Source organism: Leptospira abararensis (genome assembly GCF_016918735.1).
Classification (GTDB): Bacteria; Spirochaetota; Leptospiria; order Leptospirales; family Leptospiraceae; genus Leptospira_A; species Leptospira_A abararensis.
In genome coordinates, this window is the sequence record NZ_JAFFPR010000050.1 from 1 (window position 1) to 22,668 (window position 22,668).

The following is a 22,668-nucleotide window of genomic DNA, read 5'->3' on the forward strand; positions in this document are numbered from 1 at the left end:
CATCCGAAAATATTATTTAAAAAATAGGTTTAAATATGCAGACCACAAGATTATTATTTCTTTTCATTACAGTTTTTTCATTCACAAATTGTGATCGTGAAATAGCAAATGTAACGGGAAAATGCGATCGAGAAAAGAAACAGTCCAACAATTGTTTGCTAACCACCGTTTTGGCTTGTGAAAGAACTCCTGAAGCGGAAAGATATCGTAGATTAGGGATTAATATCTGTACAAACATTGATGGGTATGTATTTATGATACAAGCATTCTGTGATGTTCCCGAAGAATGCAAGCCTGCACCTAAAACTTCTAACTCGAGACGAGATTAAAAACGACATCCCTAAACATATGCTCCTACTACGAAAATAATTTAACTTAAACCGATTTTGTTTTAGTACATAAAAAAGCCCGGGGATTCCGAGCTTTTTCACTTTCTCCTTTGCCGTCAGGTTTACACCCTCCCGACAAAGTTTAGTTCTGGATTCTAATTAAGAAGCGAGTGCTTGGTCAAGTAGGTCCTTCGCAACCACACGAAGAGCCATCACTTCTTCCGCACCTTCAAAGATAGAGAATACGCGAGCATCCACAAAGTAACGTGATACTGGATACTCTTCCGCATAACCCATACCACCGTGAATTTGCATTGCTTCTCGAGTGACCCACTCAGCAATTTTGGAAGCATACAATTTTACAAGTGTTGCTTCCATTTGACCTTTGTGGTTATCGAGTAGAGTTGCTACATAGTTAGTGTACTGGCGAGTTGCTTGGACAATCATAGCCATCTTCGCAATTTTGAACTTAGTTAGAGTGTAATCGTAAATTGGTTTTGCGAATACTTTACGTTCTTGAGAATAACGAAGTGCTGCTTCTAATGCTGCTTGCATCACACCATTGGCACGAGCTGCTGTTTGGATCCGTCCACCAGCAAATCCTTCCATTTGGAAATAGAATCCTTTGCCACGTCCTGCATCTCCACCAAGAAGGTTTTCTTTAGGAACAAAGTAATCTTCAAAAGATACTTCGTAGGAGTGCATTCCTCGATAACCAATGGTTCCGATTGCTTTTCCTTGGATGGTTCCGCCGCCGTCTTGTTTGTAACTGAACTCATGTCCGTCAAACGAAGGTTTTTCAGCAAGTAGGATGGAAAGGCCTCTGTGTTTGAGACTTGGATCCGATTCTGTTCTACAAAGGATAAGAAGAAGGTTCGCATAACCTGCAAATGTACACCAAGTTTTTACACCGTTGATGACAAATCCGCCCTCTACTTCTTTTGCCGTAACAGAAACACCTGCAACGTCCGAACCGTAGTTAGGTTCTGTTACCATGATTCCTGCAAATTTTTCACCGGAAGCAAGTAGTGGTAACCATTTGTTTTTTTGTTCTTCGGTTCCCCCTTTGAGGAGAGCCTTGGACATAATTTCTGGTCTTGTGATGAGTGATCCCGCAGCACCGAGTGATCCACGTGAAAGTTCTTCAGTGACCACTAACATGGAAATGTTGTCTGGACGGTCATCTGGTTGGATTCCACCAAATTGTTCTGGAATACAAAGTCCGAAACAACCCATGTCTTTTAATCCATTGATGATTTCTTGTGGGATGAGGTCGTCATGTCTGTGGACATGTTCTGCATGAGGAACCACTACGTTTTCAGCAAAATCTTTGAAGATTCCACGGAAGTTTTCATGGTCTTCAGAAAGGCCATAAGCACCGAAGTGTCCCAGGTCTACGATCTTATCCACGATCGCTTCATAGTTTTCCATTTTGGAAGCTGCTTCTACGAAAGTGTTGATCTCATCAGAAAAAAGTTTAGAGAATAGTTCTTGGTATGTGAGTTCATACTCCGCTGGGCGAGCTGCGAGTTCGGAACGAATGTTTGAAACAGTTTCCGCCGCAAAAGTAAGGGCCATTTTTTGTTCCATTTCGCCCGTTCCCTTGGAAGCATCCCAAGCATAAACGATAAAGTTCTCAGCAACACGTTGTTGAGCGGTCATCCAAGCCAATTGGTAAAACACATGTTGCGTTTTGTCCATTTTGCTTACAGAAACTTTGCCGTTGTCGGAATTTTTCAGAGCGAGTCGTTTGGTTATATCATTGAGGAGGGCGGCTTGAGAACTTAGAGCCTTCTCCGCCTGGGATTTTTCGAGTTTCACTGCCGTTGCGGTCATGTGTTTAACGTTCCTGCGGGTGGTTTTCTTCCACTATACGGAAGGAAAGTACCCTGTCATTTTCATTTTTAGACTAGGTTTTGGGTCAGGGAGGTCGAAACTGGGCAAAAGTACGGAGCTAGGAAAGAAATTATTGAAAGTCATAGGAATTGATCCTGGGTCCCACCGCGTCGGATATGCCATTTTGTCCTTTCCTGAAGGCCTTCGTCGCAATCCAACGCTTTTAACTTACGGAACGATTGAGGTGGCTCCGAAAACCCCTTCTCCTGACAATTTGCTCCAAATCCGATCGGAACTGATGGACATCCTCACCGAATTCCAACCGGATGCGGCGGCCGTAGAAGAATTGTTTTTTGTTCAAAATACCACGACAGGAATGAAGGTCGCGGAATCCCGCGGGGTCATCCTTCTTTCTCTGGGGGAAAAACAAATTCCCGCAGTATCTTTAACAGCTACCCAAATCAAAAAGGGAATCTCCACAAAAGGAAACGCTACCAAAAAAGAAGTTCGGGCAGCGATCCAAATGATATTAGGATTTAAGGATCTCAAAGGCCACGATGACTCTTGGGATGCCATCGCTTGTGCCTTTGTGGGTCGGTCTTTAGTTTGATCCACTCCGAGCCTGGTTCATAGACAAAAAGATTTCATCCTTCTTCTCTCGACTAGCATTGGCTGAGATTGTAGAAAAACCTGTTGTGATTTCCAGATCTCCCTTTTGTAATCCACTGATCACAGTATCCGCATATTCATCTAAGTTCAGTCCCGCCGTATGCGTGTTAGGGATTCCTAAATCTGTGTCCACCATAGGAGGAGAAACCTCAATGATTTTGATTGGTTCCTTACGAAATTGAAACCTAAGTGTCATTGTGAAAGAGTGTAACGCAGCCTTGGTGGCACTATACACAGGAGCATAAGCCAAAGGAATGTGGGACAAACCAGAAGTGGTATTTAAAATCGCAGCATTCTCTCTCGCAAACAGGTGTTTAGCGAATAACGTAGAGAGGTGAATGGGAGCCCCTAAGTTGATATCGATTTCTTTTCCCATCTCCGACCAAGGTTCCACTTCATTTAATTTAGGATACCGTTGGATTCCTGCATTATTGAATAATACATTCAGCTCCGGATAATCCTTAGTTGTTTCCAAGAACAATCGTTCCCTTTCCTCGGGGCGAGAAACATCACAAAGATACGTTCCCCAATCAGGGTATGATTTCCGAATCTCCTCCAGTTTCTTTTCATTTGTTCCGCAAACTATTATTCGATTTCCGAGACCTGCGAGTCGCTTGGCCAAAGCCAGCCCAATCCCACTTGTTCCGCCCGTGATGAGTATTGTATTTCCATTCCATAACATCTGATTACCTTCCATATTTGTAACTTACATTTATAATATTATGTAAGTTACAAATTGTCAAGTCCGTAAGTTTCAAAACTAACGTTTTTTTCATTTTGTAATTTCGAATTGACCGGGAAGGTTTAAATCCGAGAATTTCCCTATGCCACGGACTGGTCTCACCCCTTCGGAAATTCAAGATAAAGCGGTAGAAATTGCCATCGACCAAATGCGAGCCAAAGGATTTGAAAAGGTTCGCCTGGTGGATGTGGCCAAAGAAATGAGAATCAGCCACGCGGCACTATACTCCCATTTTCAAGACAAAACGGCGCTCCTTGATGCGGTATCGGAACGTTGGCTTGTGAATCTGGACAAAAGGCAAGATTTGTTGGTTCTGGAAAAACGAGATCCTCTGCAGAAGATTCTCACTTGGTTTTTAAATTTACATCGAATGAAGTTGGAGAAAGTAAAAGTAGATCCCGAATTGTATAAAGCCTTTGATATTGCCGCATCAGAATCCAAACCGTTCATCCAAACTCATTTATCAAATATGCGCAAGCAGATGTCGACTCTTGTCACGGAAGCCATGGAACAAAAAAAGTTGAAAAAGAAAGATATAAAAATGGTCACAGAAATCCTGATTACCACCGGCACGGCTTTCACCCATCCAAAACTTGTGGCCCAATACTGCGAAGAGGATCGTGAACCTTTGTTAGTGCAGACAATAGAAGCGGTATTGAAGGGATTGGCTTGAGGGGATTCGAGGAGCTGTTTTGGATGTTTGGTACTTGGACACATAGCTTGCAGATGAAAGTGAGTGAAAAAAAGACAATTTGCTGATTCTAAGCGTTTCGATGCTGTTATGCGAATGGAGGAAGTTGCCGCTTTAATTAATTTATAATCTCTTTCTTTTAGAAACAGTAAATATCAAAAAGAGCATTAGATCTGGAGTTACAGAGTGTAATATAGAAATAATTTCAGGATAACTTAGAAAAGTTATAATTAAATGTATTGGTAAGCCGAAATAACAATAATATTTTAAAAGTTTGTACAAAGATTTGAGTTTTTTATGCTGATTGTAAATATTTTTGTATAGAAAATATGAAGGCAAAATTTGGAAAACAATGCAGAGAAATGAATATAGGAGATAATTAAAAATTATTGAGAATCCGCCCGCTGCGAATTCGGATACGCGAATTGAATTAGAGACGGAAAATATTCTATAAAGTAATGAAGCCAGTATAAATATTATAATAATTCTTACACGGATAATTTTTAGCAAGTGGGCATTAGAAATTTTCATCAAGTAGATAGAATGTTATTATATATTAACCTTATATTTTAATCAGAAACTTAAAGATAAATTTTAAAGTTCCTATTGTAATTTCTTTTTACATTCAAAATAGTTGAAATCGATTTTCTTCTTACTTTTTTTCTCCTACCAAAAACCTTGCCGTATTCACATTTCGGATCGTCATGGACTTATATAATTTATGGCTAATGATTTTGGCTAGTTGGCTTTTGTTCACATTTTCTTTTTTAATATTCCAAAAGATGGCACCTTTGACATAACGAACATCGACAAAATCTTTTTTGAAAGGTAGTTCCTCAATGGTATTTTTTGAATCTATATCGGGAAACAAATAGGCGATATCCGTTCTTTGCGTTGGATCGTTTTGCCAATCTTTTGGGATAGCATCTGCAATTTTTTTCATTTCTTTTTCAGTCTTAACGAGTGTAGGAATTTCAAAATCGAAATTTTTTTCTAAACCGGTTGTTATTACTAAGTGAACCGTTTTTGGATCTTGGTTTGATTCAAAAATAACATTCCCTGAATTGATATAAGTGGAAACCTCAGTAAACCCTAAGGACTCAAAAAGAACCTTTAGTTTTTTCATCTCCACTTTTCGGTTTCCTCCTACATTGATTCCTCTAAACAATGCGATGTATTTCATTTTGAGTTTTATCCTAAATTTGCGATCCATCAGATGGCTTCTTTCGAAACCAACTGATCCATAAACGCTAAAAGATCGTTTCCTTAAGGCCTTGGGCAAACCAAAAGAAAATCTTCAAACACTTGGGAAATCAAAAGTTTGTTTTTAAAAACAAGGCCAGTGCTTCCTGCAGAAATTTCCGCACCTTCATTGGCGTAGACTTCTGTTACTTCTTTATTTGCAGGATTGATTTTGAAAACGCGAGTGGGTGCTAAATTGGTTCGGTTCATGACATGACGAATGAATTTATAAGTAGAATCATGGGCCGCAAGCCAAAGCATTCCCTTCTCATCTTCCATAATGTTGTCAGGTCCCGCACCAATGGCAATGGATTCCAAATACTTTAAATTAATCTTTCCCGCAGTGCGATCCACTTGGTAGACGCGGATGGCTTTTTCTGCAAACACAGATCGATACAATACTTCCTCGTTTCCTTTTTTACGAACATAAATTCCATTTCCGAGGAGGACGGGAACTTCCAATGCTTGGAAAGATTTTCCATCATAATAGGCAATGTCAGCCCTGGCACTGCGAATGATCATATCCCAATACTTACGAAAAGCGTTACTGGTTCCATTGTCATTCGATGCAAAAATTTCACCAGAATCATTCATAAAGATATCGTTCGGACTTGTGAGAGTAGGATCACTCAAAGTTTTTGTATGGGACCATTTGCCCGCTTTTGTACGTTCAAAGATTTCGATGGTATGTGGATTTTCATCCACTAATGTATGTGAGATGACAGCTAAAGTATCCACTCCTTTCACTTTCGCATAACTGATACCATGCGGACGAAAGTTTTCAGGATAATTGGTTTCTATTTTTTTGGATTCTAATTTCTGATTGGTATCTTGGAGCGAAACTTCGAATAAAGCTCCAATATCTTTCAGACCATTGCGGCGTTCATGAGAAGACACAATGACAGTAGAAGTTTCTCGAATGAGATCTAGATCTTCCGGGCCGGGAGTTCCTGAAATTCGTTCACAGCCAGCGATCGGCTTTTCCTGGATTCGGCCACCGCAATCCAAAATTAGGAAAACGAGGGTGGAAATGGAAAGGAGAGTCCATAAGGTTTTTACGCGCATCCGACCATTTTGGTTCAGGAATTCAGATTCCTCCAGAAAAATCTTTCTGGACATTATTGTGCACTGCAAAATAATGGAAGCATAAGGAGTAACATCCGATGAGCAATGTGGAAAACAAGCTTCAAGATATCGTAAATGCTGGAATTGGTGCCGTAAAGACTTCCAAAGAAGTTTGGGAGAAACTTGTCGTGGACCTAAACGAGAAAAAAAGCAAATTCGAAACCAACTTTCAAAAGTTAAAGGAACAAGGCGAAAGCGACACCAGTGACAATGCCTTAAAAGTAAAAATGGGTATTGCTTGGGGAATCGTTCGTTTTGACGAGCTCAAAGACAACGTAGTTAAGTATTTAGACAAAGTCAAAGAAGGAAACGAAACAAAACCTTCTTAAGTTTTATTTTGTATATCACCATCCTGAATTTTCTTCCGGCAGGTTTTGTTCGCAAGGCCTGCTGGGTTTTTTAATCTGAACTTCGGAGTGACCGGATTTGAACCGGCGACCCCTTGCCCCCCAGACAAGTGCGCTACCGCTGCGCTACACCCCGTGTTCTGAAATCCAAAAACCTTACGATCCAAAACGGGTCAAGCCCCTTACTAATAAGAATTCAAATGCCGAGATTGTCTGGAGAAATTGCCCAGATGATTTGCCCATGTGCGAATTTCTCCCGAGCCACGTTGATGGCGATAGTAGAACCGGGTTGGAAAATTAAGTTTTCGGCTACCGTTGCATTTCCAAGGAGCCTTGCTGCAAAGTAGGTAATGTCTGGATTGTGACCAACTAACAATACTGTATCGGAATTGGAAAAATTTACTAAACAAGAGATGATATCGGAACAACCTTTTCCGGCAGCCAGATCATCAGATGCCAACATTTCTCCCCCATACTTTAATTCTTCAGAAAGGATTTCGGCGGTGTGTTTAGTTCTAAGATAAGGACTATAATAAACTTGTTTGACTGCTAATGCAGAGTTTTTTATGAATCTTCCGATTTTATGAATATCACTGACGCCTTTGTCTGTTAGTTCCCGCTGGGTATCGGAAATGGTAGGAGTTGCATTTTCAGCCTCACCGTGACGAACTAAAATGATCTTCATAGTCTCTCCTAATCCCAAGATTGGAACCACGGACTTACGGAGAAACAAAAAATTAAGGAATTTCTTGCGAAAAAGAATGATAGAGGTATTCTAAGGATTATGACAGACAAACCCTACCGCAAAAACGTAGGCATGGTGGTTTTTAATTCTTTAGGAAAAGTAATCGTTGGGGAACGAGTACAATTCCCAGGTTCTTGGCAGTTCCCTCAAGGTGGCATTGATGAAGACGAAGATTATTTGGATGCCGCTAAACGAGAATTATATGAGGAACTTGGTATCAAAAAAGCAACTTATGTAACGGAATATCCTGATTGGATTCCCTACGACTTTCCCAATTCCCTTGGCCTAAACGCTCACTTACAAAAATTTCGTGGCCAACTACAAAGATGGATCCTTTTCTATTGGGATGGGACTTTGGAAGAATGTGATTTGGTCCATCACGAACAAGAGTTTTTGACCATCCAATTTATGGAAATTGAAGATACCATCGAGGCGGTTGTGGAATTCAAACGAGATGTTTATAAAAAGTTTGTTCCTATTTTTAAATCGGCCATCCAAAATTACATTGCCGAGAAATCAAAATCCAAGTAAGTTCTAGAAAGGAGACAATCTTTGGCAAAATCAGAAGAAGCAAGAGCGCGAATTGTAATACGGGGAATGGTACAAGGGGTTGGATTTCGTTATTACATCCTGCAAAAAGCCCAAGAGATGAGACTCAAAGGTTATACACAGAACTTACCCAATGGGGAAGTAGAAGCCGTTGTAGAAGGAGACAAACTTTTTATCGAAGATTTGTACAGAGCTATGCAACGTGGACCGACCAAAGCAAAGGTAAAAGATCATGTCATCGAATGGAGTGATCCCAAAAACCAATTCCGAACATTTTTAATTAAAAAATAACATGAAAAAACGAAGACTTGGCAAAACAGGCATGGTGGTATCCGAAATTTGTATGGGTACCATGACATTTGGTTCCTCGTGTAACGAAGATGAGGCGTTTCGGATTTTAGATCGTGCTTATGATGCCGGAATCGACTTTTATGACACTGCCGAAATTTACCCAGTCCCCCCTCAAAAATCCTGGGTTCATAGAACAGAAGAGATTTTTGGAAAATGGTTAAAAACAAAACCTCGTGATGGAATCCTCATCGCCACTAAAGTGGCAGGCCCCGGTCATGGATGGTTTAGTCCTCCCCTTCGTGAAGGAAAAACAGCTTTAGATAAATATCATATCCGTCGTGCGATTGAAGGCTCCTTACAGAGATTAGGCGTAGAAACTATTGATTTGTACCAGACACACTGGCCAGATCATGATGTAGCTTATGATGAAACTATGGAAGCACTCACAGAGTTAAAAGACGAAGGGAAAATTCGATACGCCGGTTGTTCGAATGAAACCTCTTTTGGTCTTATGAAAAGTCTTTGGACTTCAGAAAAACACAATCTCATTCGTTATGATTCCATTCAAAATAATTTTTCAATTCTGAATCGTCGATTTGAAGATGAGTTAGCACAAGTTTGTCGAAAAGAAGGAGTATCCTTACTTCCTTATTCTCCTCTTGCTGGTGGTGTACTCACAGGAAAATACAACGGACCCGTTCTTCCGGAAGGTTCTCGATTTGTTCGTTATATGGCAGAAGGGGAAAGACAAAAACGAATGGCCAGCCGTTTCCTAAATGAAAACACTTTGACTTCCACGGTAGAACTGATGGCCATTGCCGAAAAATATGGTATGAGTTCCACAGTTCTTTCCGTTGCTTGGAGTAAACAACATGATTATGTTGCCTCGACCATTATAGGTGCTAATACCGTGGCCCAACTAGATGAATCTTTAAAAGCAACTGATGTGATTCTATCAGATGAAATCTTATCGGAAATCAATCTTGTTTCCAAAAAGATTCAATACCCTATGGGTTAAGGTAAGAAAAATCAATGAGTTCCAATCACTCCGATCAGAATTTAGAAAAACAATCCAATGGAGAACAGTTTCCATCGGGAAAAAAAATATCGAAATTCGAAAAGATTACTTCGGGAATTTTTCGGAAGTTAATGATTTTATTTTTAATCACTTATCTCTTCCCAGAATGTTCGAGTTTTGGGCCTAAAAATGCACAAAGTAGTCTCATCATTGTTCATATGACAATTGTTAAAGATGAAATGGTTTTGGATGAGTTGATAGATCCCAGGTTTCAAAAAGTAACCCTTAGAAAGGGGGAAAAAACATTTGAATTCAATGAAAGCTCCGAACACTACTATTACTTTCAAAATTTAAAGGAAGGCCAATATGAAATTCATGATGCTGTCCATCTTTTGAATCGTGGTGCTTCCGACTTTGCCTTCGGAAGTACAAAACAACCTACTAAAATTGATATAGATTTTGAACGTTCAGAAATAGAAAAATCAAGAATTGACTTACAACCAGGAACCGTTGTATTTCTGGGAAGTTTTCATGTAACTGTAGATTTTAAATTCCAAGAAGAACCAAAAATTAAGATTCGTTACAGTAAGTCCAACGAAGAAGAGTTAGCCGCTATGGATCATTTATATAAGAATTTTCCTAGAACCGGTTGGGGACAAAAAGCAAAAAATAGAATCAAACTTCTTTCTTCATTTGCCCAATAACAGAACTAATTGATTTTTTTCCTATCGCTGGGAATATATGAATTCATCTCGATTCACTCAACTTCGAATTGATTTGTAACGTACCTTATGAAATTTCTAAACTAATGTCACCAAATCTGGATCTTGTAAGTGAGGAGTGTTATTCCAACTCACTGGCTCCCAATGGTCTTTTTCTCGTCGAAAGATGCTGAGAGAAGAGTTGGTAATTGACTTCATAAATACAGGAAATTCTACAGGAGACATTTTACAAGAAAGGCCCATCATGATGGCAATGGGAGTACTGGAAGAAACCACAAGAGTGCTCTTTACGTTTCTGGGAATATCCTTTGGACCAAAAGATACTTTTTCCACATATTCTTGGAATGTATATGGTTCCACTGGATCCCAAACTCCATGAACCCAATCATTTAAAACAATCTGAATTAGTTCTTGGAAGTAGTCTCTGGTTTCCTCTTTTCCTTCTTCCCAAGCCTTTTTGTATGATTCATATAGTTTTGCAAAATTAATGTTTGCGTGACGAATCTTAGCTGCAAGACCGAGCCACATTTTAGAATCGAATTCGTCCCAAGCTGAATTTTCAACTGGATCAGGGATACAAAACCGATCGTTTATAAAACTTTCGATGATTCCTTGTGCTGTTTGTTTTTGCCTATTGAGTGTGCCTGTATAAACAGAATCAAATTCGATTCGTTGGCTTTTGAAATAGTCACCGAGTAGTTTTGCTTGTTTCCAACCATGTTCCGTTAACTGGTCGTAATTTTTTCCGAGTCTGTCTGCCTGTCCATGACGTACCAAATACAATAAAGACATTTAAGTTTGGAACCTCGGGTTGGACACGCTGAGTGTTTCTTTCAATTGGTTTTTGGTAAAATTCCAGAGGGGACCACCCGGTTTCAAATTCAAACCAGTGTTATCTTTTGTTTGTTTCCGGATTTCTTTGGCGAAGGTTTTATTCCATTCAAGAAGAAGATTGTATTTTTTTTTACGGCTTAGATTTAAAAATTGGTTTCTGTCATATTCCGATTCCAATTGGGAAATCTTTAAATTTAAGTTTTGAATACTGTCCCAATCAGATTCGAATTCTTGTGATTCTGTTTCTCTGGCAAGCACACCTAACATGTTCCAGGATACTAATGCTTTATAGGATAATAGATCATCACCTTCTAATTTAGGAAGCAGGTCCTTCATTAAAAAATCCTGAATAGCGGAAATAAGTTCCTTTGTATCTGGTCTATATTGCACGAGTAACTCCCATAATTAAAATTAGGCGACCGACTGTAAAGTTCCGTATTTAAACAAAAAACCTTGTCCCAGATCAAACCCAGTTTTTGTTGCGATTTCCAAATCGGTCGGGGTTTCAATCCCTTCCAAAATACATTTGATACTTTTCATTTTTGCAAATGCCAAAAATCCTTTTAAAATCTCGGCATAGTGTTTGTCGGTACGAAGTAAAAACAACCAACGCCGATCAAATTTTAGATAACTAACACCTTCCAAAAATTCAAAACAAAACAAGTTATTTTGTCCACCAATATCATCTAGAGCAAATGGAATATTCATTTCTTTGAGATGGTTCATACAAAACTTAGAGTCTTCAACAGAAGCATAATCAGTGTTTTCAATCAATTCGCATACTATGTTTTTATTACTTTTAAGAACCGAGTCCCAATGATCTGCATGAATTTCCTTACTAAACACATGGGCATCCATATTCAAAAATAAAGGAAATCCCTCCGGTCGATTTTGAATTTGGAAATCCTTCAACTTTTTCTCAAAGGCAAAAAAGAAAGCCGGATCATTATGCATTATTTGGAAAGCTCTGTCTGGCGGAATTTTTCCATTCTTTGTAAAGAACCTTGCCAGTGCTTCATAAGCGACTGTCTTTTTGTCCGCAATGGAAACGATTGGTTGGTATTCAGTGGCAAAGGCACCGTCCCAATAGAGGGATTCCAAAGATTGATACTCTTCCCAATACCGCGGCAATTCGAAAACATCCATTCCTAATTCTAGAGTTTGTTCCATAAGAACCTCCGACTCTTTCCAAAAAAAGTGGTCCAGGCTTAGAGTCAAGGTAAATGATTTTGATTCTCAATACCGTATAGCGATATAAGGAAAAGCAAATATTAATTTGAATCCAATTCCTCAATGAGTCGCATGGCTTCCCATTCCATTTCTGCTGTGCGCCGACCAATGGCTGCAAGCTCAATCCCTTTGTCTTTGCCGGAAAGGTGCCGCTCCGTTTGCTGTGCACTCCCTATGGCCCAGCGCACATTCCCCATTATCTCCCAATAAATTACCTTAAATGGATCCACGAGGATACCGGAAGTCTTTTGGTATGCCGCGTAAAAATCTTTGCGGTCTCCAAAACCACCAACTTCTTTGCTCAGTCGGCCAAACCTCCAATCGCGCATACACAACCATGCAATGTCTTCGTGTCGGTCCCCAAAGTGAGCGAATTCATAATCTAAAATTCCTTGGAGGCCTTCGGCATTCATCATAAAATTTCCGGTTCGAAAATCCCCATGAACAAGAACAATTTCATCAATGGAAGGAGCATGAGTTTCTAACCAAGAGAGACAGAGTTCAATGGCCGGGTGGGCTTCGGGAAGTTCGTCTAACGACTGTCTTAGATCGGCAATTGCAATCGAAATATAATTGTCTATAGTGACGAGTTTTAGTTTTTGTTTTAGCTCTTCATCGGAAACCGAACTTGGTTTTACTGTGTGGAGTTTTGCTAAGTTTTCTGCTAAGTCAGAAACCATATTTGTTTTACGATAGGAATCCAATTCCTTGTCTTTGGTGATGTAACGCCCCGTTGCCTTACCACCAATTTTTTCCATAAGATAGAAGGGAGCACCAATCACCTCTGGAGTTTCTTCTAAAAACACTGGCGTAGGAGTTTTGACACCGGCTTTGTAAACAAGTTCGGCCACTTTGAACTCATCTCGCTTGGAAAGAGAAGAAAGTAAACTTCCTCCCTTGTCCGTACGCAAAACTAATGATTGTTTACCGGAATTAGTTGCCAAGTCCAAGGCGTAATTGTCTTGGCAGGCTCCCCCACTCAAATGATGGATATGAGAAACTTTAACATTGTCTTTCCAAATCGCAGATAAGTGGAGTTCTACCTTTTCCTGTATTTCCTTAATTTCCATAACCTCAAAAATCCCATTTTTCGGATACATAGTTACGACCAATCACCATTTTATGTACTTCTGATGGTCCATCCGCAATCCTTGCTGCCCGAGCATCACGATAAAACAACTCAAGTGGTAGGTCACGAGAGTATCCTTTTCCTCCACAGATTTGAATCGCCATATCAATCGTATTACATAAAGATTCGCTCACCTTCCATTTTGCCATGGATGTTTCTTGGCGTGCATCTTTTCCTGTTTTTAATAACCAAGCGGCTTTTAATGTGAGAAGGAAGGACATTTCAATTTCTGTGGCGCGTTCGGCAAACATCCATTGAATTCCTTGGTGGTCCGCAATACGAGAGCTAAACACTTCTCTTTCTTTCGCATAACTTCGTGCAATCGATAAGGCTCGCCTTGCCATCCCTGTCCAGCGCATACAATGTGTTAAACGTGCGGGACCAAGCCTTTCTTGAGAAAGACGAAACCCTTCTCCCACACGACCGAGGACCATATCTTCTGGAACTTCTACATTCTCAAAATTCAGTTCACAATGTCCACCGGGCCCATGCGAACCCATAAGCTCAATTTCCCGAACCATAGTATAACCTTTGGCATCGGTTGGCACAAGAAACATAGTGGTTTTACGAAAACTTCCATTTACCTTTGCCATCACAATCAAATACTTCGCGCCATTGGCTCCAGTGCAGTACCATTTACGGCCGTTGAGAATGTACTTATCACCTTGTTTTTCAGCATTGGTTTGTAAAGAAGTTGGATCGGAACCAGCGCCAGGGGAAGGTTCTGTCATAGCAAATCCTGTTCGCAAGGTCCCTTTGATTAATGGATGTAAGATGAGCTCTTTTTGTTTTTCCGTGGCGGCGAGAGAAAGCAAATGCATGTTTCCTTCATCTGGGGCATCACAATTAAAGATGTAAGGTGCAATGGGTGAACGACCCAGTTCACTAAATATAATACAGGTGCCAATTAAATCTAATCCCAATCCACCTTCTGACTTAGGAAGGTGTGGTGTCCAATAACCCAAAGCCTTTACTTTAGCACGTGCTTGTTGGTTGATATCTTCTGGCATTCGACCTTTTTCATAGTCATAATGTTTTTCCAGAGGAATGATTTCATTTGTGATGAAGTTTTGGATGTTTTTGCGAAGTGTTTCCACTTCTTGGGGAATTTCAAAGTCCATTGATTCCCAGAATTAAAGGAATCAATATGAGTCGTAAAATCTTTTTTTAATGAGATCGAAAAATAGGTCTTTCACGTTTTGAATTTCTTCTAATTTCAAAATGCAAATGTGGACCGGTCGCTCTACCTGTTTGTCCTACTTCTCCAATTTTTTGTCCCTTTTTTACTTTCTGACCTAGGTTTATATTAAAATCGAATAGATGTCCATAACGAGTTTCATAACCCAAACTATGTTTTATAATGATTAAATTTCCGTAACCACCTTGTTTGCCTTTAAAAATAACCTCGCCATCCATGGAGGAAAATACGTCTGATCCTTGTTCGGCGGCTAAATCGATCCCTCCGTGAAAGGTATCTTTTTTAGTGAAAGGATCTAATCGTTTACCAAAACCAGATGAGATTCTAGCTTCCGTTAATGGAAGCTGAAATCCAAATCCATAGAAGAAGGATTTTTCAGATTTCCCCATAGAGATTCCTGGTAAAAACCATTTTTCTCGTCCTGAATCGTATTGTAATTTATTGGGATCGATATTATACTTTTCGACTAATGTTTGTTTTGTTTTTTCATCCCCTGAAGTTTCTTCTGGGTGAAAGGTTCCACGCATATTAGGGATTTCTAAAACCATTCCTGGTGATAAATCATGAGGAGAGCTTAGCTCATTAACTGAGGATAAAGTTTCCAAATCCATTCCCGTTCGAGCCATAATTTTGAAAAAGTTATCCTCTTTTCGGACCTTGTATTGATAGTATTTCAGGGGAATGAGTTCTTCCCTTTTTGCTCCCGATTTTGAAATTCGTAAGTTTTCTTTGATTTCGGAGCGAAGATTTTTGAGAGAGGGATTCGAATATTCCAAATTCGCCAAACTAACGGGGCCTGAAATAAGGGGTAGAAATCCACTGATAGCGGCCAGAAACAGGACCCATTTTAGAAAATCGACGGTTTTAGACATAATCTTCTGATTTGAATATCGACCATTTCCCAAAAAAACGATGACGATTCTTGCCGAAATTGAGGAACTGTAAGGCAGATGCAGAATCGTTTTTTTGAGATCTTTCGGCTCACAGCCTATTCGTTGGGTCTCGTTTATGTATGTTCCTTCTTTTATTCCGTTATTTTTTTAGCCTTCGTGAACAATACGGTGCTTGGTGATCGGATTCCCGAAGACCAGATTCTCCCCCTCTATGAAGAATATTGGGAAGGTAAAACTGACTTTTCCACAATGCTTACTGAGTATGAAAAAATTGTGACTCCGATCAAAGAACAATTCCAAAAGGAAATAACTGAGAATCCAAGTTTACTATTATCTCAGTTTTACGATAAAGTATTTTCTGAAAAACCTCACTATCTATTAGGACATTCTATTCCGTGGTTTTTATGTTATGTGGGATTGGGATACTTGCTTTATAAAAAGGTATTACAAATTCCTGTTACAAACCTTCAAGATGAACTTTCAGTCCCCATTTTACTCCGAGGAATCGCAAACGGATTTATTTGTTTCATCGTAGTCGTCATTTTTGGTTTGCTCCTGGAAAAACTGTCAGTACCAGTTGAGTCGGGTGTGTTTGCAAAAAAACTTTACGAAGCTCTTCATGGAAATGGATATCTACTCGCTTGGGGAATTTATGTTGTGGGAATCATTACAGGAATCCTTGAGGAAATCTTTTTTAGAGGTTTTTTATTAAAGGCCTTTATCGACAAAAATCTTGCGCAAGAAGGTTTGTTCATCGTGTCTTTACTTTTTGGCTGGCTCCATTATGGAGAAGGAACATCAATTGCCATTCCATTTATTATTTGTGGTGTGGGTATGTTCTTTGGTTATATTTATATTAAAACTGGAAATATTTGGATCGCTATGGCCTGTCACGCTACATACAATTCATTAGGTTTAATCAATGCATACTTGCAACTTCCTGGAGTCCAATCATGAAATCGGGTAAAGGATTCCGATCATTTGTTTCTTATTTTTGTTTCACTTTAATACTTTCAGTGAGTGCAACAGATTCTCTTTTTGCAGGGGAAACAGTGGAGATTTTAGGTGGCCCAGAGGACGTTAATCTTCGTTTGGTGGCTCTTTTAAACAAACTTGATCCTGATTTTTATGCAGATGAAAAAACACAAGGATTTGTTTACCGATACAAACACCGATGGAAAAACCCTTATGACTTTAATATCTATGTGGGAAAAGTGGGAAAAACATCACCAGACTCCATCATTCGAATTGAGTCTCCAAGACGAGGGCAAGAAAGAATGTGGAAACAAATTTTGGAGCAAGAGTTACTCCAAAAACCTCCTCATGAATCAGCGGTTCCCTTGTCCGAAAAATATCATGTGGTTTCTCAAGGTTTAAATTTAATCTCTCCAATGGCCTCTGTTGGTTACAACTCATGGAATTCTCCCTTATTTACCAACAGAGACACGTTTGTGAGTATGAGTATTTATCTGTTATGTGATTTGATTTTGGCAGGTGGGGCCTATTTATATGCCCAAGAGAATCTTCCGAAAAAGAATATTTGGGACAATATGGCCAATGTAAAAGGTGCTGGGAATGTTTGGGACTCACCCAATGCGGTCGGTGTATTTGCTGCGTTAGCTGTCTCTAGGGCAGTTCGTGCCTTTGACGCCTGGGAAGATACTTCAGCACATAACAAAACAGCACAATTTGGCTGGTCGTTTAAATTCTAGTTTTTCACCACCTACTAAATACAGAATTTCTATTATGATTTGAATAGATCCCTTGCGGCATCGGAAGCACTGGATCTTTCAAAGTCTTCTCTCTCAATTAAGGTTAAATCCAATCCTTCTTTATCGATTCGGCTGAGAATCTTTGCTATATCCCCCACCTTACTCAATTTAGTTGCTAAATATTTGAAAGTGACTCCACATTCAGGACATTTTTTATCTTTTAAATAGTTAAGTCCTAGTTTTTTACAATTTCCACAAGTTCCGTAGAGATCGTCGATATAGAGTAATTGTTTTTTTACATCCTCCACACTGAGTTGTCGCCAAACTCTAACAAATTTAGTATTCTTTCCGGATGTATCTGAAGTCATAGGCAATAGGAAGTATCGTTTATGAATCTTGTCAAGAAGCAATCCTCTGTGGTTTTAATTCTATTGATTTGCCTTTCTGGTTTTTTGGCCGTTGCTATCGGAGCCTTTGGCGCCCATGGATTAAAAAAATTTGTGAGTCCAGAACTTATGGTAATTTTTGAAACGGGAAATCGTTACCATTTTTATCATACTCTGGCAGCATTACTATCCTTTCTTTTTTTGCAACAGTCAGTCGTTTTGGAATCGCCAAACAAAAGTAAAAGTTATTTAAAGTTAGCAACTTGGATGTTCCTTTTGGGAATTTTGATTTTTTCTTTCAGTTTGTATGCCCTAGCCATTACGGGAATCCGAATTCTTGGAGCCATCACTCCCATTGGCGGAGTGAGTTTTTTAATTGGCTGGATCAGTTTAGGTGTTGGTTCTTATTATTTCTTTGTCCCAAAAAAATAATGGCCTTGTTTACTGATTAAATTTCTAGAAATCAATCCGTCTGCGATGAGTAACAACCCGTCGGCGGCGGCTTTTTTAGCCTCTTCTTCGGTATCTTTTTGTAATGCCATAAGTTCGTGTACATATTTTCTTTTTTGGATATCCAAAACTCCTAACATAGAACCTGCAATTTTTTCATCCATTTGCAGAAATGCCAAAGCAAGTGTCTGCGGGGGTGTTTCAATACATAAATAGTATAATGCGAGATTATCAAAATATGATAACTGGCTTAGTTTTTCGAGTGTGGGTTCTGATCCTGACATATATTTCCTTTAAAATTTAATCATAAAAAAAAGTTAAATTGTTACTTCTTTGATTTTCCCATTCAAATAAGATATCAAATGTTTGGCATTTGCAGATTCGCCTGTCGTTTGTTTCATCAGGGTATCCACATCGAAAATTTTTCCTTTGGAATGGATATTTTTACGCAACCAATTTAATAGATCAGAAAAATCCCCATTCGCAGAAAACTTGTTATGCGAATCAGGAAATTCTTCTGTAAATTTTTTAAAAAACTGGGAACTAAAAATATTTCCAAGAGTGTAAGTTGGAAAATAACCAAAGGCTCCCATTGACCAATGAATGTCTTGTAAAACGCCTTCTGCATCGTTTTCAATTTTAAGTCCAAAATTTTCCTTCATCTTTGTATTCCAAATCTCAGGTAAATCTTTTACTTGGATTTTTCCATTGATTAGATCTCTTTCAATTTCAAATCGTAAGATGATATGCAGATTGTAAGTGACCTGGTCGGCTTCGACTCTCACTTTTGTTTTTTCTGTACTATTGATGTATTGGTAAAGATCTTTGAATGGAAGTTCCTTATCTGTTAATCCAAAATCAGATAACAAAATGGGATACACAAATTCCCAAAATGGTAAAGAACGGCCTACTTGGTTTTCCCACAAGCGACTTTGGGATTCATGGATTCCTAAACTTAAGAATTCCGTAATGGGAGTTGGCCAATCGGGCATTGCGGAAAGTCCAGATTCATAAAGAGAATGACCCGTCTCGTGTAACACTCCAAAGATGGAGGATAAGGGATCGGTTTCGGAATATCTTGTTGTGATTCGTTTGTCTCCCTTTCCCAAACTTGTGGAAAACGGATGGTTACTTGTATCCAATCTAGATTCTTTTGATGTGAGTCCAAGGAGAGCCGGCAATCGATTACAAAATTTGGTTTGTTTCTCTACAGAAATAGAACCGGGAAATGGATTTTTGAATTTGGGAGCCTTGGTAACAAGAGGAACCAAAGATTCTTTCAAATCAACAAATAGAATTTCGATTTGGTTTGCTTTGGCACCTTTTTCATAACTGTCAAGCAAGGCATCGTAAGGTTCTGTCGTATAACCGAAGTAATCTGCTTGCTTTTTAGATAAATGGACAAGTTCTTCCAATCGTTTGGCAAAGGCTTGGAAGTTTTTTGCTTTTTTTGCTTCTGCCCATTCTGCGTGGGCAAGGTTCGTAACCTTTGCGAATTCAGAAACAAAATCCGAAGGAAGTTTATCTGCTTTTTCCTTTTCTTCCATAAGGACTTCCAACTCCCGGTGCCATAGAGACCGTTCTGATTCAGGAAGTTCACTAATAGATTGTTTTGCTGATTGGATTTGGCTTAAGAAAGATTTGTCCGTCATCCAATCGTGGGTGAGTTCCGCGACGGCAGCAATCTGTGCCGATCGGTACTCCCGACCCTCTTCCGGCATCATTACTTCGGAATCCCAATGGAGGGCGGATGCGACATCTTGGAATAGTTTGATTTTTCTATATTGTTTTCGGTAATTTTCGAGTGCTTGGGGCAGAGCCATAGTCTCATTTTCTCCCTACCACACTTTCTGGAACCAAAAATCATTGACCCGTTACCCCCAACCAAAACTATGTATTTACTGTCGCGGGTGTGGTGTAACGGTAGCACAGCAGCCTTCCAAGCTTCTGGCGAGGGTTCGAGCCCCTTCGCCCGCATGACAATCTTTTCAAAAATCAATCAACATTCAATATCCAGTTGGCTCGAACAGTGGTGCGACCTGAAATAGGAGTGACCCATAGGGAACGACTATTTCAGAAAGAAAGCCACGAAGGCTTTCGACGAGCAACGCCGTGCCTCGGAGCGACGTGAGGACAGGATGTCCGAACCGCGGAGGGCGAGTCCCTCCGCCCGCTTTTTGAGTGAGTCGGTACAGAATGGATACTAGTATCCCCGCCCGATTCAGGGTGGGGAACTAGACCCGCCACCCAATGCTTTCCTTCTATCACAACCACCGTATTCCAAAAACCCAAATTGCAAAAATTCGCAATTTATTTTAAATAAGTTCATATTTCGGAAATCTTTTCACTATCGCCAAAGGAAACAGATTCATATAGAGATAGGTTTGCAAAGGTTCTAGGTAATCGATAGATCCCAACTAACTTTCCATTAGATGGGATCAAGGAGATTCATATCTTGTTGGACTAGTGTTTTATTTGGAGGCTCTACCTAACTTTGTGGCCTCTGCAACTTCGACTAATTTACCTGTTTTCACATCGTAATAGTATCCATAGACAGGAATATCTTTAGGAATCAGGGGATGGTTTCGGATTCTTTTCACGTCATCGATGACACTTTGCTCTAAATTTTCAAAGGTTAAAAAAGGAATGAATTTAGCTTCCTCTGAACCACCAGACTCTTCTAAATTGCGCCATCCGTTAGAATCAATAGTGGCCGTTTTCAAACTTTTTGAAAGTAGGTTACGAATGATCGGGTCCGTGAACAATTGCATCCCACAATCAGAGTGATGGATGACAAAAAATTCTTTGGTTCCGAGTAGTTTATAAGAAATCACCAGGGAACGAATGGCGTCATCACTGGCTCGGCCTCCAGCGTTGCGGATGACATGGGCATCTCCTTCGGAAAGGCCTGCATACTTCGCAGGATCTAGTCTTGCATCCATACAAGTAAGGATGGTAAAACTTCTCGCAGGAGGAAGGGCCAGATCCCCTTTTTTCCCAAATTCCGATACGTATTTTTCATTCGCACCGAGGACTTCTTTATGAACTTTGCTTGTTTCTTGCTGGATGAGTGTGTTTGACATAGTGGAAATAAATTTCAATATAACGGAACAGACAAGAAAACAATTTTCTGAGGAAGGATTTCTCAGCCAGATCTGCACATTGCATTTGGCAAACGGACAAGAGATTGGAGAAGTTAGTTTTGGCTTTCATTCCTGCGCCAGGGATACGAAAGGCTTGGTCGCCTGCCATCGTTAGATGGTAGGCGACGGGAGCGAACGCGGACCCTGAAGTAGCCCGGTCAAGGTTACCAAAGAATCCTGATTTTAGTAAAATTTGAGGCGCTAAAGAAACTAAAAAAGAAAAACGATATCTTGCATTAATTTCAGTTAGCTTGCAAATGCATAATCACTATACCCTTTTTCACCAGGTGTATAAAGAGTGGTTTGATCAAACGAAGCAAGAGCTATGTTCTTTTGGAAGCGAGTGACTAGGTCTGGATTGGCAAGGAAAGGTTTACCAAAAGCAACAAGGTCAGCAAGTCCCGAAGAGAGATCTTTTTCTGCACGTTCCACGTCATACCCACCACTTAAGATGAGAGTTCCCTGAAAAGCTTTACGAATGTTTTGCACTGTTTCTGGTTCTACGGTTGGTGCCCCCATGGAGGAGTGATCCACCAAATGGATGTAAACCATTCCTATTTCATTTAACTTTTCAGCTAACAACGAATACTCGTCATGAGTTTCAGGAAAAGGAAAAAGATCATTATAAGCTCCATATGGAGACAAACGAATTGCTGTTTTTTCTTTTCCGATAGCGGCACTCACTGCTGTTGCAACTTCTACTACATATCGAATCCGGTTTTCAATAGAACCACCATATTCATCTGTTCGTTGGTTGGATGAGGGATGTAAAAATTGTTCAAGCAAATATCCGTTAGCTGCATGTAATTCCACCCCATCAAAACCCGCTTGGACTGCATTTTTCGCTGCATTCACAAATTCTTCTAAGGTAGATTTTAATTCCGCTTTGGTCATTTCTTGTGGAGTGGGATGGTCTTTCATTCCGTCCGCATCTGTCCACATTTGTCCTTTGGCAAGGATTGCTGATGGTCCAAGAACTTTTGCCCCTTTCGGTAAATTCAATTCGTGTCCAATACGACCCGTATGCATCAGTTGAACAAAAATTTTACTCCCTTTGGCGTGGACTTTATCAGTTACTTTTTTCCAGGCTTTGGTTTGTTCTTCTGAAAATATTCCAGGAATTCTCGCATAACCAAGACCATTCGGTGATGGTGAGGTTCCTTCTGTGACGATGAGTCCTGCTTCTGCTCTTTGTTCATAATATGTGGCTACGAGGTCACCAGGTACGTTTCCAAGGGAACGGGAACGGGTCATGGGGGCCATCACCACTTTATTTTTTAAGGAAAGATTTCCTAACTTCGCTTCTGAAAATAATGATTTCACAAGGTTCTCCAATGTTGATTTACTATTGAAAAATAGACTACAATATGAAGTGATTTGATGTTAT

26 protein-coding genes and 2 tRNA genes are annotated in these 22,668 nt (G+C 39.8%); 11 read left to right on the forward strand and 17 right to left on the reverse strand.

Annotation, left to right across the window (positions count from 1 at the left end):
- Positions 1 to 488: 488 nt before the first annotated feature.
- Positions 489 to 2,165 carry an acyl-CoA dehydrogenase family protein gene (locus JWG40_RS13585; RefSeq protein WP_205286336.1) on the reverse strand — a complete coding sequence of 559 codons (1,677 nt, stop codon included), beginning with the start codon at positions 2,163 to 2,165 and terminating at the stop codon, positions 489 to 491.
- A 133-nt stretch (positions 2,166 to 2,298) separates the two neighbouring features.
- On the opposite strand from JWG40_RS13585, the gene JWG40_RS13590 reads away from it, so the two are divergent.
- A complete protein-coding gene (locus JWG40_RS13590; RefSeq protein WP_205286337.1) occupies positions 2,299 to 2,775 on the forward strand; it encodes a crossover junction endodeoxyribonuclease RuvC in 477 nt (158 codons plus the stop codon).
- Here JWG40_RS13590 and JWG40_RS13595 read toward each other — a convergent pair.
- On the reverse strand, positions 2,767 to 3,516 hold the full coding sequence (locus tag JWG40_RS13595; RefSeq protein WP_205286652.1) for an SDR family oxidoreductase: 750 nt from the start codon (positions 3,514 to 3,516) through the stop codon (positions 2,767 to 2,769). The genes JWG40_RS13590 and JWG40_RS13595 overlap by 9 nt on opposite strands.
- A 142-nt stretch (positions 3,517 to 3,658) precedes the next feature.
- On the opposite strand from JWG40_RS13595, the gene JWG40_RS13600 reads away from it, so the two are divergent.
- Positions 3,659 to 4,249 (forward strand): TetR/AcrR family transcriptional regulator, encoded by a 591-nt coding sequence (locus tag JWG40_RS13600; protein ID WP_205286338.1) that lies wholly within the window; start codon positions 3,659 to 3,661, stop codon positions 4,247 to 4,249.
- A 670-nt stretch (positions 4,250 to 4,919) separates the two neighbouring features.
- Here JWG40_RS13600 and JWG40_RS13605 read toward each other — a convergent pair.
- Entirely contained in the window at positions 4,920 to 5,450 is a 531-nt protein-coding gene (locus JWG40_RS13605; protein ID WP_205286339.1) for a DUF1697 domain-containing protein, read from the reverse strand.
- Between the two features lie 83 nt (positions 5,451 to 5,533).
- Positions 5,534 to 6,628: an arylesterase gene (locus JWG40_RS13610; protein ID WP_205286340.1), complete on the reverse strand. Its 1,095-nt coding sequence runs from the start codon at positions 6,626 to 6,628 to the stop codon at positions 5,534 to 5,536.
- 44 nt (positions 6,629 to 6,672) lie between these two features.
- Here JWG40_RS13610 and JWG40_RS13615 point away from each other — a divergent pair, with 44 nt between their 5' ends.
- Complete coding sequence (locus JWG40_RS13615) at positions 6,673 to 6,963, forward strand: LIMLP_16025 family protein (protein ID WP_002972751.1); 291 nt, start codon at positions 6,673 to 6,675, stop codon at positions 6,961 to 6,963.
- A gap of 82 nt (positions 6,964 to 7,045) precedes the next feature.
- On the opposite strand, the gene JWG40_RS13620 is transcribed toward JWG40_RS13615, so the two are convergent.
- Both JWG40_RS13620 and sixA read right to left on the reverse strand, forming a co-directional pair.
- Positions 7,046 to 7,117: transfer RNA gene (locus JWG40_RS13620), tRNA-Pro, on the reverse strand.
- Positions 7,118 to 7,177: 60 nt separating this feature from the next.
- On the reverse strand, positions 7,178 to 7,666 hold the full coding sequence (sixA, locus tag JWG40_RS13625; protein ID WP_205286341.1) for a phosphohistidine phosphatase SixA: 489 nt from the start codon (positions 7,664 to 7,666) through the stop codon (positions 7,178 to 7,180).
- Between the two features lie 99 nt (positions 7,667 to 7,765).
- On the opposite strand from sixA, the gene JWG40_RS13630 reads away from it, so the two are divergent.
- The 4 genes from JWG40_RS13630 to JWG40_RS13645 are packed head-to-tail and all read left to right on the forward strand — an operon-like array spanning position 7,766 to position 10,288.
- Positions 7,766 to 8,257 carry an RNA pyrophosphohydrolase gene (locus JWG40_RS13630; RefSeq protein ID WP_205286342.1) on the forward strand — a complete coding sequence of 164 codons (492 nt, stop codon included), beginning with the start codon at positions 7,766 to 7,768 and terminating at the stop codon, positions 8,255 to 8,257.
- A gap of 21 nt (positions 8,258 to 8,278) precedes the next feature.
- Positions 8,279 to 8,566, forward strand: coding sequence for an acylphosphatase (locus JWG40_RS13635; RefSeq protein WP_205286343.1), 288 nt, complete (start codon positions 8,279 to 8,281; stop codon positions 8,564 to 8,566).
- Between the two features lies 1 nt (position 8,567).
- Positions 8,568 to 9,584 (forward strand): aldo/keto reductase, encoded by a 1,017-nt coding sequence (locus JWG40_RS13640; RefSeq protein WP_205286344.1) that lies wholly within the window; start codon positions 8,568 to 8,570, stop codon positions 9,582 to 9,584.
- 14 nt (positions 9,585 to 9,598) lie between these two features.
- Positions 9,599 to 10,288, forward strand: coding sequence for a hypothetical protein (locus tag JWG40_RS13645; RefSeq protein ID WP_205286345.1), 690 nt, complete (start codon positions 9,599 to 9,601; stop codon positions 10,286 to 10,288).
- A 96-nt stretch (positions 10,289 to 10,384) separates the two neighbouring features.
- On the opposite strand, the gene JWG40_RS13650 is transcribed toward JWG40_RS13645, so the two are convergent.
- The 6 genes from JWG40_RS13650 to JWG40_RS13675 all read right to left on the reverse strand — a co-directional run bounded on the left by JWG40_RS13650 (position 10,385) and on the right by JWG40_RS13675 (position 15,569).
- Positions 10,385 to 11,098, reverse strand: coding sequence for a histidine phosphatase family protein (locus tag JWG40_RS13650; protein ID WP_205286346.1), 714 nt, complete (start codon positions 11,096 to 11,098; stop codon positions 10,385 to 10,387).
- On the reverse strand, positions 11,099 to 11,476 hold the full coding sequence (locus tag JWG40_RS13655) for a hypothetical protein (protein WP_232369375.1): 378 nt from the start codon (positions 11,474 to 11,476) through the stop codon (positions 11,099 to 11,101).
- Between the two features lie 75 nt (positions 11,477 to 11,551).
- Complete coding sequence (locus JWG40_RS13660) at positions 11,552 to 12,310, reverse strand: EAL domain-containing protein (RefSeq protein WP_205286348.1); 759 nt, start codon at positions 12,308 to 12,310, stop codon at positions 11,552 to 11,554.
- Between the two features lie 101 nt (positions 12,311 to 12,411).
- Complete coding sequence (locus tag JWG40_RS13665; RefSeq protein ID WP_205286349.1) at positions 12,412 to 13,440, reverse strand: phosphotransferase family protein; 1,029 nt, start codon at positions 13,438 to 13,440, stop codon at positions 12,412 to 12,414.
- Between the two features lie 4 nt (positions 13,441 to 13,444).
- Positions 13,445 to 14,620, reverse strand: a complete 1,176-nt coding sequence (locus tag JWG40_RS13670; RefSeq protein ID WP_205286350.1) for an acyl-CoA dehydrogenase family protein — start codon at positions 14,618 to 14,620, stop codon at positions 13,445 to 13,447.
- Between the two features lie 46 nt (positions 14,621 to 14,666).
- A complete protein-coding gene (locus tag JWG40_RS13675; RefSeq protein ID WP_205286351.1) occupies positions 14,667 to 15,569 on the reverse strand; it encodes a LysM peptidoglycan-binding domain-containing M23 family metallopeptidase in 903 nt (300 codons plus the stop codon).
- Between the two features lie 78 nt (positions 15,570 to 15,647).
- Between JWG40_RS13675 and JWG40_RS13680 the strand changes: the two genes are divergently transcribed.
- Complete coding sequence (locus JWG40_RS13680) at positions 15,648 to 16,547, forward strand: CPBP family intramembrane glutamic endopeptidase (protein ID WP_205286352.1); 900 nt, start codon at positions 15,648 to 15,650, stop codon at positions 16,545 to 16,547.
- Complete coding sequence (locus JWG40_RS13685; RefSeq protein WP_205286353.1) at positions 16,544 to 17,302, forward strand: hypothetical protein; 759 nt, start codon at positions 16,544 to 16,546, stop codon at positions 17,300 to 17,302. Before JWG40_RS13680 ends, JWG40_RS13685 begins: the two co-directional genes overlap by 4 nt.
- 32 nt (positions 17,303 to 17,334) lie before the next feature.
- Here JWG40_RS13685 and JWG40_RS13690 read toward each other — a convergent pair whose 3' ends face one another.
- The gene (locus JWG40_RS13690) at positions 17,335 to 17,670 is read right to left on the reverse strand and encodes a hypothetical protein (RefSeq protein ID WP_205286354.1); all 336 of its coding nucleotides are present in this window, start codon (positions 17,668 to 17,670) and stop codon (positions 17,335 to 17,337) included.
- Positions 17,671 to 17,691: 21 nt separating this feature from the next.
- On the opposite strand from JWG40_RS13690, the gene JWG40_RS13695 reads away from it, so the two are divergent.
- Complete coding sequence (locus JWG40_RS13695; protein ID WP_205286355.1) at positions 17,692 to 18,120, forward strand: DUF423 domain-containing protein; 429 nt, start codon at positions 17,692 to 17,694, stop codon at positions 18,118 to 18,120.
- Here the strand turns inward: JWG40_RS13695 and JWG40_RS13700 are convergent.
- Both JWG40_RS13700 and JWG40_RS13705 read right to left on the reverse strand, forming a co-directional pair.
- Positions 18,096 to 18,422, reverse strand: a complete 327-nt coding sequence (locus tag JWG40_RS13700; RefSeq protein ID WP_205286356.1) for a hypothetical protein — start codon at positions 18,420 to 18,422, stop codon at positions 18,096 to 18,098. The genes JWG40_RS13695 and JWG40_RS13700 overlap by 25 nt on opposite strands.
- A gap of 33 nt (positions 18,423 to 18,455) precedes the next feature.
- On the reverse strand, positions 18,456 to 19,961 hold the full coding sequence (locus JWG40_RS13705; protein WP_205286357.1) for a carboxypeptidase M32: 1,506 nt from the start codon (positions 19,959 to 19,961) through the stop codon (positions 18,456 to 18,458).
- Between the two features lie 83 nt (positions 19,962 to 20,044).
- Here JWG40_RS13705 and JWG40_RS13710 point away from each other — a divergent pair.
- Positions 20,045 to 20,115, forward strand: a tRNA-Gly gene (locus JWG40_RS13710).
- A gap of 494 nt (positions 20,116 to 20,609) precedes the next feature.
- Here the strand turns inward: JWG40_RS13710 and JWG40_RS13715 are convergent.
- Together JWG40_RS13715 and JWG40_RS13720 are read right to left on the reverse strand one after the other, a co-directional pair.
- On the reverse strand, positions 20,610 to 21,221 hold the full coding sequence (locus tag JWG40_RS13715) for a beta-class carbonic anhydrase (protein WP_205286358.1): 612 nt from the start codon (positions 21,219 to 21,221) through the stop codon (positions 20,610 to 20,612).
- 306 nt (positions 21,222 to 21,527) lie between these two features.
- Positions 21,528 to 22,604 (reverse strand): alkene reductase, encoded by a 1,077-nt coding sequence (locus JWG40_RS13720; protein ID WP_205286359.1) that lies wholly within the window; start codon positions 22,602 to 22,604, stop codon positions 21,528 to 21,530.
- Positions 22,605 to 22,668: the final 64 nt, after the last annotated feature.